11 protein-coding genes are annotated in these 15,756 nt (G+C 68.2%); 7 read left to right on the top strand and 4 right to left on the bottom strand.

Going from position 1 to position 15,756, the window contains the following annotated elements; translation table 11 throughout:
• The first annotated feature begins 5 nt into the window (after positions 1 to 5).
• Together phoU and phoB are read left to right on the top strand one after the other, a co-directional pair.
• Entirely contained in the window at positions 6 to 728 is a 723-nt protein-coding gene (gene phoU, locus GGQ87_RS10500) for a phosphate signaling complex protein PhoU (RefSeq protein WP_168047578.1), read from the top strand.
• A 16-nt stretch (positions 729 to 744) separates the two neighbouring features.
• Positions 745 to 1,434: a phosphate regulon transcriptional regulator PhoB gene (phoB, locus tag GGQ87_RS10495; protein WP_168047576.1), complete on the top strand. Its 690-nt coding sequence runs from the start codon at positions 745 to 747 to the stop codon at positions 1,432 to 1,434.
• A gap of 3 nt (positions 1,435 to 1,437) precedes the next feature.
• On the opposite strand, the gene GGQ87_RS10490 is transcribed toward phoB, so the two are convergent.
• Both GGQ87_RS10490 and GGQ87_RS10485 read right to left on the bottom strand, forming a co-directional pair.
• A complete protein-coding gene (locus GGQ87_RS10490) occupies positions 1,438 to 4,224 on the bottom strand; it encodes a beta strand repeat-containing protein (RefSeq protein ID WP_168047574.1) in 2,787 nt (928 codons plus the stop codon).
• A 162-nt stretch (positions 4,225 to 4,386) separates the two neighbouring features.
• Complete coding sequence (locus GGQ87_RS10485) at positions 4,387 to 5,313, bottom strand: Hsp33 family molecular chaperone (protein ID WP_168047572.1); 927 nt, start codon at positions 5,311 to 5,313, stop codon at positions 4,387 to 4,389.
• Positions 5,314 to 5,461: 148 nt separating this feature from the next.
• On the opposite strand from GGQ87_RS10485, the gene GGQ87_RS10480 reads away from it, so the two are divergent.
• The 5 genes from GGQ87_RS10480 to GGQ87_RS10460 all read left to right on the top strand — a co-directional run bounded on the left by GGQ87_RS10480 (position 5,462) and on the right by GGQ87_RS10460 (position 14,115).
• Positions 5,462 to 6,868 (top strand): SDR family oxidoreductase, encoded by a 1,407-nt coding sequence (locus GGQ87_RS10480; protein ID WP_168047570.1) that lies wholly within the window; start codon positions 5,462 to 5,464, stop codon positions 6,866 to 6,868.
• Between the two features lie 166 nt (positions 6,869 to 7,034).
• Entirely contained in the window at positions 7,035 to 8,921 is a 1,887-nt protein-coding gene (gene serA / locus GGQ87_RS10475) for a phosphoglycerate dehydrogenase (protein ID WP_168047568.1), read from the top strand.
• 89 nt (positions 8,922 to 9,010) lie between these two features.
• Entirely contained in the window at positions 9,011 to 10,861 is a 1,851-nt protein-coding gene (locus GGQ87_RS10470) for an autotransporter domain-containing protein (RefSeq protein ID WP_168047566.1), read from the top strand.
• 265 nt (positions 10,862 to 11,126) lie between these two features.
• Positions 11,127 to 11,756: a M23 family metallopeptidase gene (locus GGQ87_RS10465; RefSeq protein ID WP_168047564.1), complete on the top strand. Its 630-nt coding sequence runs from the start codon at positions 11,127 to 11,129 to the stop codon at positions 11,754 to 11,756.
• Between the two features lie 67 nt (positions 11,757 to 11,823).
• Positions 11,824 to 14,115 (top strand): ATP-binding protein, encoded by a 2,292-nt coding sequence (locus GGQ87_RS10460; protein WP_168047562.1) that lies wholly within the window; start codon positions 11,824 to 11,826, stop codon positions 14,113 to 14,115.
• Positions 14,116 to 14,125: 10 nt separating this feature from the next.
• Here GGQ87_RS10460 and GGQ87_RS10455 read toward each other — a convergent pair whose 3' ends face one another.
• Positions 14,126 to 14,335 (bottom strand): hypothetical protein, encoded by a 210-nt coding sequence (locus tag GGQ87_RS10455; RefSeq protein WP_168047560.1) that lies wholly within the window; start codon positions 14,333 to 14,335, stop codon positions 14,126 to 14,128.
• 14 nt (positions 14,336 to 14,349) lie between these two features.
• Positions 14,350 to 15,630, bottom strand: coding sequence for an isocitrate lyase (gene aceA, locus GGQ87_RS10450; RefSeq protein WP_168047558.1), 1,281 nt, complete (start codon positions 15,628 to 15,630; stop codon positions 14,350 to 14,352).
• Positions 15,631 to 15,756: the final 126 nt, after the last annotated feature.

Here is a 15,756-nt window from a genome sequence, read left to right as displayed (position 1 = left end):
CGCCCATGACCGAGCACATCGTCAAAGCCTATGGCGACGAACTGGACCAGCTGACCGCCGAGGTCGCCCGCATGGGTGGTCTGGCCGAGGCCCAGGTCGCCGACGCGATCGAATCCGTCGCCCGCCGCGATGTGGCGCTGGGCCGCGCCGTCATCGAGCGCGACCACAAGCTGGACGCCCTGCACCGCGAGATCGAGAAGAAGGCCATCCGCCTGATCGCCCTGCGCCAGCCCGTCGCCACCGACCTGCGCCGCACCCTGTCGGCGATGAAGCTGGCCACCGATCTGGAACGCACCGGCGACCTCGGCAAGAACATCGCCAAGCGCGGTCTGGTGCTCGCGGAGGGCGAGCCGATGCAGCCCCTGACCCGCTCGATCGAACGGATGGGCAAGCTGGTGTCGATGCGTTTGCGCGACGTGCTCGATGCCTACGCCGCCAGCGAGGTCGACCGCGCTATCGCCGTCTGGAACACCGACGACGAGGTCGACGAGCACTACAACAGCCTGTTCCGCGAACTGCTGACCTACATGATGGGCGATCCGCGCACGATCAGCGCCTGCACCCACCTGCTGTTCATGGCCAAGAACCTCGAGCGCATCGGCGACCACGCCACCAACATCGCCGAGACCATCTATTACGAGGTCACCGGCCAGGAGTTCATCGGCGAACGCCCGCGCTGGAACCCCGACGTCGCCGAGACCACCCCCGAACCGCCGACGACCGCCTGATCTCCGGAGAGACGCCGTGCAACCCTATGTTCTGGTGATGGAAGACGAGGACGCCCTGGCGACCCTCGTCCAGTACAACCTCGAAAAGGAAGGCTACCGCGTCGTCGTCGCCTCCGACGGCGAGGAAGGCATGCTGCAGATCGAGGAGCGGATGCCCGATCTGGTCCTGCTCGACTGGATGCTGCCCAAGCTGTCGGGCATCGAGGTCTGCCGGCGCATCCGTGGCAAGGCCGAAACGCGCAACCTGCCGGTCATCATGCTGACCGCCCGCGCCGAGGAGACCGACCGCGTGCGCGGCCTCGACACCGGCGCCGACGACTACATGACCAAGCCGTTCTCGATGGTCGAGCTGAACGCCCGCATCCGCGCCGTGCTGCGCCGCATCCGTCCGGGGCTGGCCGACGACCGCCTGAACCACGGCGACATCGTCATCGACCGCGTCGCCCACCGCGTTCGTCGCGCCGGGCAGGAAATCCACCTCGGCCCCACCGAATTCCGCCTGCTCGATCACCTGATGCAGCACCCCGGCCGGGTCTTCAGCCGCGAACAGCTACTCGACGCCGTCTGGGGCTCCGACGTCTATGTCGAGGCCCGCACCGTGGACGTCCACGTCGGCCGCCTGCGCAAGGCGCTAAACCTCGAGAACACGGTCAACCCGATCCGTACGGTGCGCTCGGCCGGCTATTCCCTCGATCTCGGCGGCTGAACCCTACCAGGCGTCCCAGTCGCTCGAGGCGTGCGGCAGCGTCAGGGCGATATCGTCCGTGCGCGTCGCCAGACCCGCGGGCGCGTCCAGCACGGCGAGCGTCTGCTCCAGCAGGGCGGCGGCGGGCGACGGCGCGGGCGGCGTCAGGTCCATATAGGTCCCGTCGCTGAACCGGATGCGCTCGATGTCGAACAGGATGTCGACGCCGTCGCGCCCGGCGACGCTGTCGGTGACGATGAAGCCTCCGCCCGAGAAGACCACGGAATAGTCCGCCGCCACGCCCGACACGACCGCGACGTCCGAACCCTGGCCGCCGCTGAGGTTGTCGTTGCCGCCGAGACCGGTCAGGACATCCGCGCCCGAGCCGCCGATCATGACATTGTCCAGGGCGTTGCCGGTCCCGGTGAACGCGCCCGCACCGATGAAGCTCAGCCGCTCGAAATTAGCCCGCAGCGTATAGGTCGTCAGCGTGGTCTCGACGGTGTCCTCCCCCTCGCCCGCGGCCTCGATCAAGGTGTCGCCCGCGACCCGGACAATGTAGCGGTCGTTGCCTGTTCCTCCCTGCATCTGGTTGGCGAGCCCCGTCCCTCCGTCGAGGACGTCGGCGCCGCCGAAGCCGAGCAGCAGGTCAGACCCCAGTCCGCCGGACAGGACGCTATTTTCTCCGCCTCCGATCAGCGTGTCGTTGAAGGCTGTGCCGATCAGCCCTTCCATGTTCGACAGGGTGTCAGTGCCACCCCGACCGTCGTTGTTGGCCCCGGTCACCCGCAGGGTCAGGCCGGTCGTTCCGTCGCTGAAGTCGGCGATGTCGATCCCTTCGCCGCCGCCCCCGTCAAGGATGTCGTTGCCGAGGCCGCCCCGCATCAGATCCGAGTCGCCCTCGCCTTCCAGCGTATCGTTGCCGTCGCCGCCGTTCAGGGTGTCCGCGCCGGATCCTCCGATCAGGCGGTCCATTCCGGCGCCGCCCCACAGGGTGTCGTCGCCACCTTCGCCCCCGAGGACGTCATTGCCATCGAGGCCCGAGAGAGTGTCGCCGCCCGCCCCGCCGATCACGCCGTTGTCGCCGCTGTTGCCGAAGCCGGTGAACGCTCCGACTCCGATGAACTTCAGGCCCTCGAAATGGTCCTTGAGCGTGTAGGACTGCAGCGTCACCTCGACGGTGTCGGCGCCCTGGCCCGCGAACTCGATCAGGGTGTCGCCGACCGCCGAGACCAGATAACGGTCGTCCCCAAATCCGCCCTGCAACTCGTTCGCCGCCCCGACGCCGCCCGACATGACGTCATTGCCCGCCAGACCGATCAGGGTGTCGCTGCCCGTGCCGCCGACAAGCACATTCGCCAGACCGTTGCCGATCAGCACGTCGTTGAAGTTCGAGCCGGTCAGGTTCTCGATGTCGATCAGGGTGTCCACCCCGCCGTCGCCGTCGTTCGTGGCCTGGGGCGTCGCCTGATCGAGCGTGACGAAGACACCGGACGCCGCGAACTGATAGCTGGCCGTGTCGCCACTGAACGCGCCGCCGTCCAGAATGTCGTTACCGGCGCCGCCATACAGGATGTCGGAGCCGCCGTAGCCCGTCAGAACGTCGTCGCCGGCTTCGCCGTAGAGGCTGTCGACCAGCGCGCCGCCATAGATACGGTTCGCCGACGCGTTGCCGCGCCCGGTGAAGGCGCCCGCGCCGTTGAAGATCAGGTTCTCGAAATTATCCCTCAGCGTATAGGCGATGAGGTTCGTGCGGACCTCGTCCGTTCCCTCGCCCGCGAACTCTGTCAGCGTGTCCCCGGTATTCCACACGGTATAGCTGTCGTCGCCCAGTCCGCCCTGAAGGGAGTTGAGGGCCCCGGCGCCGCCGTCCAGAATGTCGTCGCCGCCCAGTCCGATCAGATAGTCGCTGCCGGCCCCGCCGGTCAGTCGGTTTGCAGATGCGTTGCCGATCAGCACATCGTTGAGAGATGAGCCGATCAGGTTCTCGACCTCCGTCAGCGTGTCCTGCGCCCCATAGCCGTTGCTGCTGGCCACACCGGAGTTCAGGTTGACGGTGACGCCCTGGCCGACGCCGGAATAGTCCACCGTATCCTGCCCGGCGCCGCCCGAAATCGCGTTCGCGCCCGCGCCGCCGATAATGATGTCGTTGCCGTCCTCGCCGTAGATCAGATCGTTCCCGGAGCCCGTGGTCAGCCGGTCGGCGCCGACGCCGCCGCGCGCCAGTATCTGGTTCGTCGCCGCGCCCGCCATCAGCTGGTCGTCGCCATGCCCACCGTCGAAGTCGATCCGGCCCGTCATTCCGGTCCCGGTCAGGTCGCCGATCGTCAGCACGTCGTTTGTCGAATAGCTCCAGCCGAAGCTGCCGGTCGGGCTGAACGGCGGCGAAGGCGGGTTGTGGGTGAAGTTGAAGGTGATCGTCTCCACGTTTCGCAGGGTCACCACCCGCGTGTCGGTCGAGCCGCCGGGCTCGCCATAGAAGCCGGACACCTGAGTGGTAGTGAACGAGACGTCGCCGCCCGCCCCGGCCGTCAGACCATAGAACGCAACGTTGGTGTAGCTGTTGCTGCCCCAGCGCTCCTCGAGCTCGTCGCCCTGGACCTCGAACCGGTCGATATCGGCGCCGCCGTCGATTACGTCAGCGCCGTCGCCGTCCCCGCTGGATATGAAGCCCCGCCCGGTGCGGTAGAAGAAATTGTCCGCGCCCTCGAGGCCGAACAGAGTGTCGGCGCCGCCCCGGCCATCGATGAAATCGTCGCCGCTGGAGCCGGTCAGCGTCTCGGCTGCGTTCGTTCCGGTATAGGTCGGCATGGGTCACTCCACCTCAGATGGAGAACCTTAATCCAGTAGAATCCGACCCGGCAACGGCGCTCCGAACACGGATTTGCGAGCGAAGTCTATTGCCGTCAGCGCTCGGCGTGCTTTCACCACCACGACGCCGCATCCTCAAACTGCGGCCCTTCGCTACCGACGTCAGCCGGCCACGATCTCTTCCGGCTCCAGCTCATAGACGCTGGCGCAGTATTCGCACGTCACCCGGATCTTTCCGTCGTCCTCGACCATCTCCGAGCGCTCTTCCGCGCTGAACGAGGCGAGCACCGCGCCGATGCGGTCCTTCGAACAGCGGCACACCGCCTGCAACGCCCGCGCATCCTCCAGCCGAACGCCGTCCTCGTGGAACAGGCGGAACAGCAGGGTTTCGGGCGAGATGGTGGGGTCGACCAGTTCATCGTCGCCCAGCGTCTGGAACAGAGCCCGCGAGCGGTCCCAGGTCTCCGTCGTCTCGCCGCGCGCCTCGTCGCCGGCGATCAGCTGGATCAGCGCCCCGCCCGCGCGCCACACCGTGCCGGCGTCGGTCGTGACGGCGCCGACGGCCAGACGCACCTTGGTCGGGATCTGCTCCGACTGCTGGAAATAGTGTTCGGCGGCCAGCGACAGGCTCTCGCCCTCGATCGGCGTGATGCCCTGGGTGCGCTCGAAGTCCGGCCCGCGGTCCAGCGTCATGACGAACACGCCGTCGCCCAGCAGGGTCTTCGCGCCGGGACGCGCGAAGCCTTGAGAGGCCTCGGCCACCTCGGCTTCGTCGAACCGGCAGTAGCCGCGCATATGACCCTGGGTGTCGTAGTCGGCGACGACGTAGCGGACAGGCCCGTCGCCCTGCGCCTGCACGATCAGCCGGCCCTCGAACTTGAGGCTGGAGCCGATCAGCGCCGCCAGGGCGCAGGCCTCGCCCAGCAGGGCGGCGACCGGCTCCGGGTAGGCATGGGCCGACAGGATGGAGTCGATGGCGTCGCCCAGCCGGACCAGACGGCCGCGCACCGGCCAGCCCTCGATCTGGAAGGCGGCGGCCAGATTGTCGGCCAGAGGCGCGTGGGGAGCGGCGGGCGCGTGATCGGTCACGGCGGTCCTCGAAAGGTGATTGTGCGGAAGCGCCGCAAGATAGGCGCCCGTATCGCAGATGGTAAGGGCAGCGTGCTACAGCAGGAACCGGCGGGGTCAGGCCCCCGTTCCTGATGACTCTTCCAGACCCCATCCAGCCGGCGGTTTCATGACCAAAGCGACGCTCAAGCCCCTGAAGCAGCAGGCCATCGTGGTCACCGGCGCGACCTCGGGCATCGGCCTGGCGGTGGCGCGGCGCGCCGCCCGGGCCGGGGCCTGCGTCTTCCTGATCGCGCGCGGCGAGAACGATCTGAAGGCCCTGACCGAAGAGCTTCAGGCCACCGGCGCGCGGGCGGCCTGGGCCGTCGCCGACGTGGCGGACCACGACGCCCTGACCGAGGCGGCGCAGAAATGCGTGCGGCTGTTTGGCGGCTTCGACACCTGGGTGAACAACGCCGGCATCTCGATCTTCGGCGAGATCCGCGAGACCACACTGGAGGACCAGCGGCGGCTGTTCGAGACCAACTACTGGGGCGTGGTGAACGGCTCCATCGTCGCATCCGAACACCTGCGCGAGCGGCCGGGCGGCGGAGCGATCATCAACGTCGGCTCGATCTTGTCCGACGCGCCGATCCCGGTACAGGGCGTCTATTCGGCGTCCAAACATGCGGTGAAGGGCTTCACCAATGCCTTCCGCATGGAGCTGATGCGCGACGGCGCGCCGATCACCGTCAGCCTGGTCAAGCCCAGCGCCATCGACACGCCCTACAACCGGCATGCCCGCAATCTGACGGGTCAGGCCATGCACAATCCGCAACCGGTCTATGCGACCCATGTGGTGGCGGACACCATCCTGTACTGCGCCGAGCATCCGATCCGGGAAATCACCGTGGGCGGCGGCGGACGGCTGATCGCCAGCTTCTACTCGGCCCTGCCGGGACTGGCGGAACCTCTTTTCGCGCGGTTCGCTCCTAGCCTCATGCGGGACAGGCGTTCCGCCTGGCTGCCGGACGAGGACGGGCTCTACGACCCGACCGAGGACGGTCTCGACGAAGAGGTCCACTACCCCATGGTTCGACAGTTCTCCGCCCTCGCCGAAGTCCGCAAACACCCCGGCATCGCCGCCGGCGTCGTCGCCATCCTCGCGGGTGTCGGCCTCGCCACCCTGCTGCTGAACCAGCGCACCGGCCCGACCCGGCTCGACAACCTGCGCGGCCGCTTCAATCCGCGCGGCTGGATCGACACCGACGGCCTCCGCAGCCGGTTCGAGGACCTCAGCGAGACGGTCCGTCACGGCCTGACGGAGGCCGGCGAACGCGCCGCCGAGTTCGGCGACGAGGCCGGCCATCGCTCGCGTCGCTTCCTCCACGACACCCGACACTCGTCGCGCAAGGCGTTGAAGAAGCACGGGAAGCGGGCCCGCCATTACGCCACCGAGGCCGGCTCCTATGCCCGCGAGCACGCAAAGGAAGGCGGCGCCATCCTCGCCCTTGCCACCATCGCGGCCGCGGTGGGCGCCGCCGCCCTCGACGCCCGTCGGCCTGACAGCAAGCTGCGCAGCCTCGGCCGGTTCTGACCTGCGACCGATATTGACGTAGCCGTCTGCTAGCCTGTGTCTCGCGGTTTCGTGTGACGAGGCCGCCGGGGAGCAAAACCGACTCTTCGGACTCTTTGGACCCTGTTTTCTTGCGAACAGTCGGTCCGACGTTGCTGCACCTGCGAGGGTGAGCCAAGGTCGCGCCATGGCTGACGCGACCTATGTCTTCGACTTCGACTCGACCCTCGTCGACTTCGAAACCCTCGAGTTGCTGGCCGAACTGGCTCTCGAGGAAAGCCCCGACGCCCCCTCCACCCGCGTGGAAATCGAGCGGCTGACCGACCTCGCCATGTCCGGCGAATTTCCCTTCGCCGAGGCCCTGAAGCGCCGCCTCGCCCTCCTGCCCCTGACCCGGTCCCACATTCAGGCGCTGGCCGCGGAGGCCGTTCTGAGGGTCACAGAATCCGTAATCCGCAACATGGGCTTCTTCCACGAGCGAGGCGGCCAGATCGTCATCGTCTCCGGCGGCTTTCGCGAGGTCATCGCCGGCGTCGCCGAGAACCTCGGCGTGCCCCCCGACCGCGTCATCGCCAACGACCTGATCTACGACGCCGGGGGCCGGGTCACCGGCGTCGCCGACAGCCCCCTGCTGGCCCCCTTCGGCAAGGCCGAGGCGCTGAAGGCCCTCGCCCTCCCCGGCCCCGTGGTCATGATCGGTGACGGCTGGACCGACGCGGAGGTGAAGCAGGCCGGCGCCGCCGACCGCTTCTACGCCTTCACCGAGATCGTCCGCCGCGAGCGCGCCGTCGCCGCCGCCGACGCCGAGGTCCGCTCCATCGATGAACTGCTGCACCTCGAAGGCCTGTCAGGCCGCTGGTCCTATCCGCGCAGCCGGATGCGGATGCTGCTGCTGGAGGCCGTCCACCCCGCCGCCGTCGAACGCCTCGAAGCCGCCGGCTATCAGGTCGAGACGGTGAAGGGCGCCCTGGGCGAGGACGCCCTGATCGACCGCATCCGGGGCGTCCACGTCCTCGGCGTCCGCTCCAAGACGCAGGTCAGCGCCCGCGTCCTCGACGCCGCCGACAAGCTGATGGCCGTCGCCGCCTTCTGCATCGGCACCAACCAGATCGACCTCGACGCAGCCGCCGGGCGCGGCGTGGCCGTCTTCAACGCCCCCTATTCCAACACCCGCTCCGTGGTGGAGCTCGCCGTGGGCCTGACCATCGCCCTGCTCCGCGACGTCGCCGACAAGTCCACCGCCATGCACCGCGGCGAGTGGAACAAGTCCGCCACCGGGTCGCGCGAGTTGCGTGGCAAGACGCTGGGCATCGTCGGCTACGGAGCCATCGGCTCCCAGCTGTCGGTTCTGGCCGAGGCGCTGGGCATGCGGGTCATCTTCCACGACCTGACGGAGCGGCTGGCGCTCGGCAATGCCAAGCGGATGCACTCGCTTGAGGCCCTTCTCGCAGAGAGCGACGCGGTCAGCCTGCACGTCGACGGTCGCACCGAGAACACCGCCCTGATCGGCGCCGCCGAGCTGTCGCGGATGAAGCCGGGCGCTCTCCTGCTGAACCTGTCGCGTGGCCATGTGGTCGATGTCGGGGCGCTGGCGCAGGCGCTCGGCTCGGGCCGGATCGGCGGCGCGGCCATCGACGTCTTCCCCGACGAGCCCGCGACCAACGCGGACCCGTTCGACAGCCCCCTGCGCGGCCTGAAGAACGTCATCCTGACCCCGCACATCGGGGGCTCCACCGAAGAGGCGCAGGAGGCCATTGCCGAGTTCGCCGCCGAGCGGCTGCTCGCCTATCTGAACCGGGGCGACACCACCTTCTGCGTCAACCTGCCGAACGTGCAACTGGCCGAGGTTTCCGGAGCCCACCGCATCCTGCACATCCACCGCAACCAGCCCGGCGTTCTGGCCGAGCTGAACCGCGCCTTGGCGGCGGCCGGGCTGAACATCCTGGGCCAGCACCTGAAGACCGACGAACGCACCGGCTATGTCATCACCGACGTCGACCGCGACTACGATCCAGCCGCGCTCAAGGCCCTGAAGAGTGTTGCCGGAACGCTGCGTTTCCGCATGCTGCAGTGAAAGCTTCCCCGGCGGCATCTTGCGCGGCGCGGAATCGGGCGCAGAGTGCCCGCAACGGTCGCAAGTGACGGCCGAGGGAGGATTTTTCGATGTCTCGTTTCCTGCGCAACGCGGCCGCCGCCGCGCTCGCCGTCGCCGCCGTGGGCGCTTTCGCCTCGGCCGCCAGCGCGCAAACCTACACCCGCCTCGTCGTCTTCGGCGACAGCCTGAGCGACAACGGCAACCTGTATGCCGTCACGGGCAACACCCAGCCTGCCTCCCCGCCCTACTACCAGGGTCGATTCTCAAACGGCCCGGTGTTCACCGAACTGCTGGGCTTCAACGCAGGCCGCTTCACCGCCGGCGCGCCGGTGACGGGCAGCGTCAACTACGCCTTCGGCGGCGCCCGCACGGACAACGCCGCCAACCCTCCGGGCATGCGCAACCAGCTGCTGGCCTATACGGGCGCGGGCGGCACCTTCGGCGCCAATGACCTGGTCAGCGTCCTCGGCGGCGCCAACAACCTGTTCCAGCGCCTCACGGCCTTCGCGGTCCTGCCGCCGGCCCAGCAGGCCGTGACCAATCCGCAGGCCTTCGTCCAGCCGACTGCGCTGGCCGCGGCCGCCGACATCAACTTCATCGTCAATTCGGTGGCCGGCGCCGGCGCCGGCACCGTCCTGGTCACCAACCTGCCCCGTCTCGGCATCACGCCCCAGTTCAACCAAGGGGCGGGCGCCGCGCTCGGCCCCCTCGCCGACTTCGCCGGCACGACCTTCAACTCGGCCCTGTCGGCTGGTCTGTTCACCGTCGCCGCCGCCAATCCCAACAGCAACATCATCCTGATGGACCTGTACAAGATCAGCGACACCCTGGCGGGCAACCCGGGCATCTTCGGCCTGACCAACGCCCATGACTCCTGCTTCAACCAGGTCGCCATGACGGTCTGCGCCAACCCGGACAGCTATCTGTACTGGGACGGCGTCCACCCGACGGCGGCCGGTCACCGGCTGATCGCGGCGCTGGCCGACGACTACCTCTACTACGGCGACCTTGGCGCCCAATCGACGGTTCAGGCCGAGACCGGCTTCCGTCAGCGCGAAGACCTCCTCGACATCGCCAGCGAAGGGCTGTCCTCGCGCGCTGCGTGGGAGCCCGGCACCCACCTGACCTTCGGCGCCCTCTATGACAGCGTCGAAACCGATGCGCGCGGCGTCGTGGCCGCGGCCGATGCGACGGGCTGGGGTGGACGTGTCGGCCTCGAGCACGTCATGTCCGACAGCATGCGCTTCGGCATGGCCGGCACCTTCCGCACCGCCGAGGTCGAGGCCGGGGCGATGGACTTCGACGTCGAGACCTATGCCTTCGACATCTACGCCGGCTGGCGTTCGGGCGGCGTCTTCGTCAACGCCACGGCGGGCGGCTCGATTGACCAGTACGACGACATCAAGCGTCGCACCTCGCTGGCTCCGATCGTCCATAGCGGCGACACCGACGGCGGCAGCGTCGGCGCGCGCCTGCAGGCCGGTACCTGGTTCGACATGGGCGGCATCGCCCTGTCGCCGCGGGCCGCGGTCAGCTTCGTCTCGACCGATGTGAACGGCTATTTCGAACAGGGCATCGCCGCCCAGTACCAGTACGAGGACCGGACCGTGCAGTCGGCCAGCGGCGAAATCTCGCTGCGGGCCGAAGGCGGCGGCGAGGGCATGAGCTTCTGGGTCGAGGGCGGCTATCGCGACACCTTCGCCGATAGCAGCGACGCGGTCCGGGTCGGCATCGCCGGCAACCCGGCGCAGATCCTTGAGCGCGACATCGAGGATCCGTTCGGCGGCTCGATGATCGCTTCTGCTGGCGTCGAGGCCGATGTCGGCCCCGGCACCCTGTCGTTCGGTTATCGCGGCCGCTTCGGCGACGCCGCCAACAGCCACGTCGGCGCGATCAGCTTCAGCATTCCGCTGCAGTAGCCCGACCGCATTTAACGGATCAGGCGCGTCGTCTTCGGGCGGCGCGCCTTTTTCGTGGGGAGCACATTCGTTGAAATCGTTCAGGAGTTTACGGCTCCGCTGCGACCACCTGTCACCCCGGTGGAACCTTTTCGGCCCCAAAGTCGCCCGCCGCGGCCCGTAGAAAGACAGCTCTCCCGGTCGCCGGCCGAGAGTGTCGCCATCTCGCGGCCCGCCGGCGCCTCCATCGCTCAAAAGAGCCGAAAAGACGGAGCTGACGCCGCCCATGCGACGCCTGTTGCCGACCGCCCGGTCGTTTCTTCTTCACTCCGGCCAGGCCGCCGCGCTCGCCGCGGTCGCCGTGCTCGCCATGGCCGCTTCGCCCCTGCCGGAGCCCTACTACAACACGCCGGTCGCCGCCGAACTCGAGGTTCCGGAAGCCCCGCCGGTGACTGCCGTGGCCCAGTCCGTCGGCCCCATCACGCGGCTGATCGCCTTCGTCGCCCCCCTGCGCGGCTACGCCATCAACTCGGCCTTCGGACTGCGCCGGCTCGCCAGCGAAGCCCGTGCGCGCCAACACAAGGGCGTCGACATGGCGGCCCCGACCGGCACCGCCGTCTTCGCGGCCTGCGAGGGCGAGGTTCTGCGCACGGGCTATGACGCCGCCGGCTACGGACGCTTCATCGAAGTGCGTCACCCGAACGGCATGAGCACCCTCTACGCCCACCTCAGCCGCGTCGACGTCGCCAAGGGCGATCGTGTGGCCGCCGAGGAGCGGATCGGTCTGGTCGGAACGACAGGACATTCGACCGGCCCGCACCTGCATTTCGAGGTCCGCCGCGATCAGGCCCAGGTCAATCCCACCTCTGTCCTTGGCCAAGAGTTCGCGGTTCAGATGACCCAGGCCTCGGCCTAAGTCGGCTCCCGGACCCACGGTTTCTTCATCCCTTTGTCCGATAACGCGCCCCTGAGAAGGGGGCGACTTGGACCGAATCCTCTATTGCCTGACGATCGAGCACGACCTGCGCTGGACGCTGGCGGCCGCGATCCTGTGCATTTTCGGACTCGGCACAGCCTTCCGGCTGCTGGTCGAGGCCCGCTCGCTACAGCGCGCCCGCCGGCGTGAAGTCGCGCTTCTGGGCGCGATGGTCGGCGGCGTGGCGGCCTTCTCCACCCATTTCGTGGCGATGCAGGGTTACGACGCTGGCGGCGAGGTCCGCTACGGCGTGGTCCTGACGCTGGTGTCGCTCGCCCTCGGCGTGACCGGCGTGGCGCTGGGCTCCATGCTGGTCATGGTGAAGGAGGGACGCCTCTATCGCGGCCTCGGGGGACTCGTGGGCCTGTCGGGCGTGGCCGCCATGCATTTCGTCGGCATCGCCGCGCTTCAGCTGCCCGGCCGTGTGATTGGCTGGGATCCGGTCCTCGCCGGAGCGGCCGTCGCGGGCGGGCTTGCCATGGCCCTGCTCACGGGCGCGGTGGTCTACGGAAAGAGCGGAGCCCGTTTTGCGGCGACCTGCCTGTGCGCCGCCCTCTCGATCATCATCCTGCATTTCACCGCCATGAGCGCCATGTCGGTTTCGCCGGAGATCGTCGCGGCGGGCGTGTCCGGGCCTACCCTGTCCGCCTCGACCATGCTGGCGGTGCTCGCCCTTATGGTCATGGGCATCGTCGCCGTCGCCGGAGCCGTGGCCTGGATGGGCTATTTCTCGCGCTCCAGCGCCCTGAAGCAGATCCGCGAGGCCATCGACGCCATGCCTGACGGCATGGCCTTCTACGACGCCGACGACCGCCTGGTGCTCTGGAACAACCGCTACGACGAGGTGAACCCGGAGCTGTCGTCCAACCTGCAGGCTGGCATGACCTTCCGCGAGATCATCCAGATCGGTCTGGACGAGGGCCTCTACGCCGAGGCCAAGGGCCGGGAGAAGGAATGGATCAAGGAGCGGATGGCGTCCCGCCGCGCCCTGTCCACCATGATGGAGCAGCGGATCGCCGGGGACCGCTGGCTGCGGGTGGCTGACCGCCGCACGGCCGCGGGCGGCATCGTCACGGTCTGCACCGACATCACCGACCTGAAGAACGACGCCCGCGCTCTCGCAGAGGCCCGCGACGCAGCCCAGGCCGCCAACGCCGCCAAGAGCCAGTTCCTCGCCAATATGAGCCATGAGATCCGCACGCCGCTGAACGGCGTGATCGGCGTGGCCCAAGCGCTCGCCAACACCGGCCTGTCCCCGACGCAGACCGAGATGCTGGAACTGATCCAGTCCTCCGGGCGCACGCTGCAGGTCCTGCTCAGCGACATCCTCGATCTGGCGCGCGTCGAGTCCGGACGGCTGGAGCTGTCGGAGGAGGCGTATGACCTTGGCCGCGCTGTCCGCGATGCCGCCCAGCTCTACGAGGCTTCGGCCAGGGAGAAGGGCCTCCAGTTCTTCGTCGAGATCGCGCCTGAGGCCGATTGCTGGATCGCCGGCGACGTGGTGCGCCTCAAGCAGATCCTGACCAACCTCGTCTCCAACGCGGTGAAGTTCACCACCGAGGGCTTCGTGTCTCTGACCGCGGCTCCGGGGCCGGACCAGAACGGAAAGCCGACGCTGCGCTTCTCGGTCGAGGACACCGGCATCGGCTTCGACTGCCAGACCCGCGAGCGGCTGTTCAGCCGCTTCGAACAGGCGGACGGCGCCATCACCCGCAAATTCGGCGGCTCCGGCCTCGGCCTCGCCATCTCGCGCCAGCTGGCAGAGATGATGGGCGGGGAACTGGATTGCGAAAGCGAGCCGGGCGGCGGCTCGGCCTTCATTCTGACTGTGCCGTTCAAGGCGCTGGAGGCGCCCTCAGCCGTTGCGGCGGGCGTGGCCGAGCAGACGGCGGGCGACGGCGCCACCGTCCGCGTCCTTCTGGCCGACGACCACCCGGTGAACCGCCGCGTGGTCGAGATGATCCTGGCCCAGGCCGATGTGGCCCTGACCTCGGTCGAGGACGGCGCCCAGGCCCTGCAGGCCATGCGCGACGCGGACTACGACCTCGTCCTGATGGACATGCAGATGCCGGTTATGGACGGGCTGACGGCGACCCGGGAAATCCGCCTGCACGAGGCCGCAATGGGGCTGGAGCGGACGCCGGTGGTCATGCTGACCGCCAACGCCCTGCCCGAGCACGTTGCGGCCGCGGAAGCGGCGGGCGCCGACCTGCATCTGGCCAAGCCGTTCGACGCGGCTGAACTGCTGAACCTCGTCGTGGCCTTGCCGAAGGCGATGGCCAAGTCGATCGCCGCCTGATCCGAGCCGCCTATTCGTAGCCGTGAGCGGCTTCGTTAATGACCTGCGAGGGCATGGACGAGAAATCGACGGCGACCGGCCGTGCGGCCTTCAGCTGGAACGTCTTGATGACGTGCTCCAGCCGGCGGCGCACCTCGCGCTCCGCCTCGGTCTGAGTGTCGAGGTTCAGCGGCTCCAGGCAGAAGTCGATGATCGCCTGCGGTCGGGACATGGGTTCCATGGGGTCTCTCCTTCTCATTCCGCCGCGACGAACTGCGCGGCCTCGGTGGATTCCTTCATCGCCGTGGTCGACGAGCGCCCGCTCGAAATGACCGTGGCGACCTGATCGAAATAGCCGGTGCCGACCTCGCGCTGGTGGCGGGTCGCCGTATAGCCGGCGGCCTCGTTGGCGAACTCGCGCTGCTGCAGCTCGGAGTAAGCCGCCATGCCGCGGTCGCGGTAGCCGTCCGCGAGCTCGAACATGGCGTTGTTCAGGCTGTGGAAGCCGGCCAGGGTCACGAACTGGAATTTGTAGCCCATGGCCCCGAGTTCGCGCTGGAACTTCGCGATCGTCTCGTCATCCAGCTTCGATTTCCAGTTGAACGAGGGCGAACAGTTGTAGGCCATCAGCTTGCCGGGGTGCTCGCGCTGGATTGCCTCGGCGAAGCGGCGGGCGTCGTTCAGATCGGGGTGCGAGGTCTCCCACCACAGGACGTCGGCGTATTTCGCATAGGCCAGTCCGCGGGCGATGCAGTGGTCCAGACCCGTGCCGGCCTTGAGGCGGAAGAAGCCCTCCGGCGTACGCTGGTCCCGGTCGATGAAGGGGTGATCGCGCTTGTCGACGTCGGAGGTGATCAGCTGGGCGCTCTCTGCATCGGTGCGCGCCACCGTCAGGGTCGAGACGCCCATGACATCGGCCGCCAGCCGGGCTGCGATCAGATTGCGCTCGTGCGCCTGCGTCGGGATCAGCACCTTGCCGCCGAGATGGCCGCACTTCTTCTCGGACGCCAGCTGGTCCTCGAAATGCACCCCGGCGGCCCCGGCCTCGATGAAGGCCTTCATGATCTCGAAGCTGTTCAGCGGGCCGCCGAAACCGGCCTCGGCATCGGCGACGATCGGCGCGAACCAGTCCCGCTTCGCCCCGCCCTCGGCATGCTCGATCTGGTCGGCGCGCTGCAGCGTCCGGTTGATGCGGCGGCACAGTTCGGGCGCGGCATTGGCCGGATACAGCGACTGGTCCGGATACATGGCCCCCGCTGTGTTGGCGTCGGCCGCCACCTGCCAGCCCGACAGATAGATGGCCTTCAGCCCGGCCCGGACCATCTGCATCGCCTGATTGCCGGTGACCGCCCCCAGCGCATTCACGAACGGCTCGTCGTGCAGCAGTTGCCACAGCCGGTTGGCGCCCCGCTCGGCCACTGTGTGGGTGATCGGCAGGGATCCGCGAAGGCGCAGCACATCCTCGGGCGAATACGGGCGCTCGAGGCCGTCGAAACGGCCCAAAGGCGAAGGAACGAGGTCTGCGAAGGTCGTCATGGCGGTCTCTGCGGGTTCAGGACTGGGTCCGGGGCTCGCAGAGGACAACACGCGACGGTCACGAACAACACACCTATACCCGCGTGATTTCGGTCGTTTGGTCACACTATGACACTTGCTGTTAAG

It is taken from the genome of Brevundimonas alba, from assembly GCF_011927945.1.
Classification (GTDB): Bacteria; Pseudomonadota; Alphaproteobacteria; order Caulobacterales; family Caulobacteraceae; genus Brevundimonas; species Brevundimonas alba.
The sequence above is the reverse complement of the archived record's forward strand: the minus strand, read 5'-3'. Positions and strand labels throughout refer to the sequence as shown.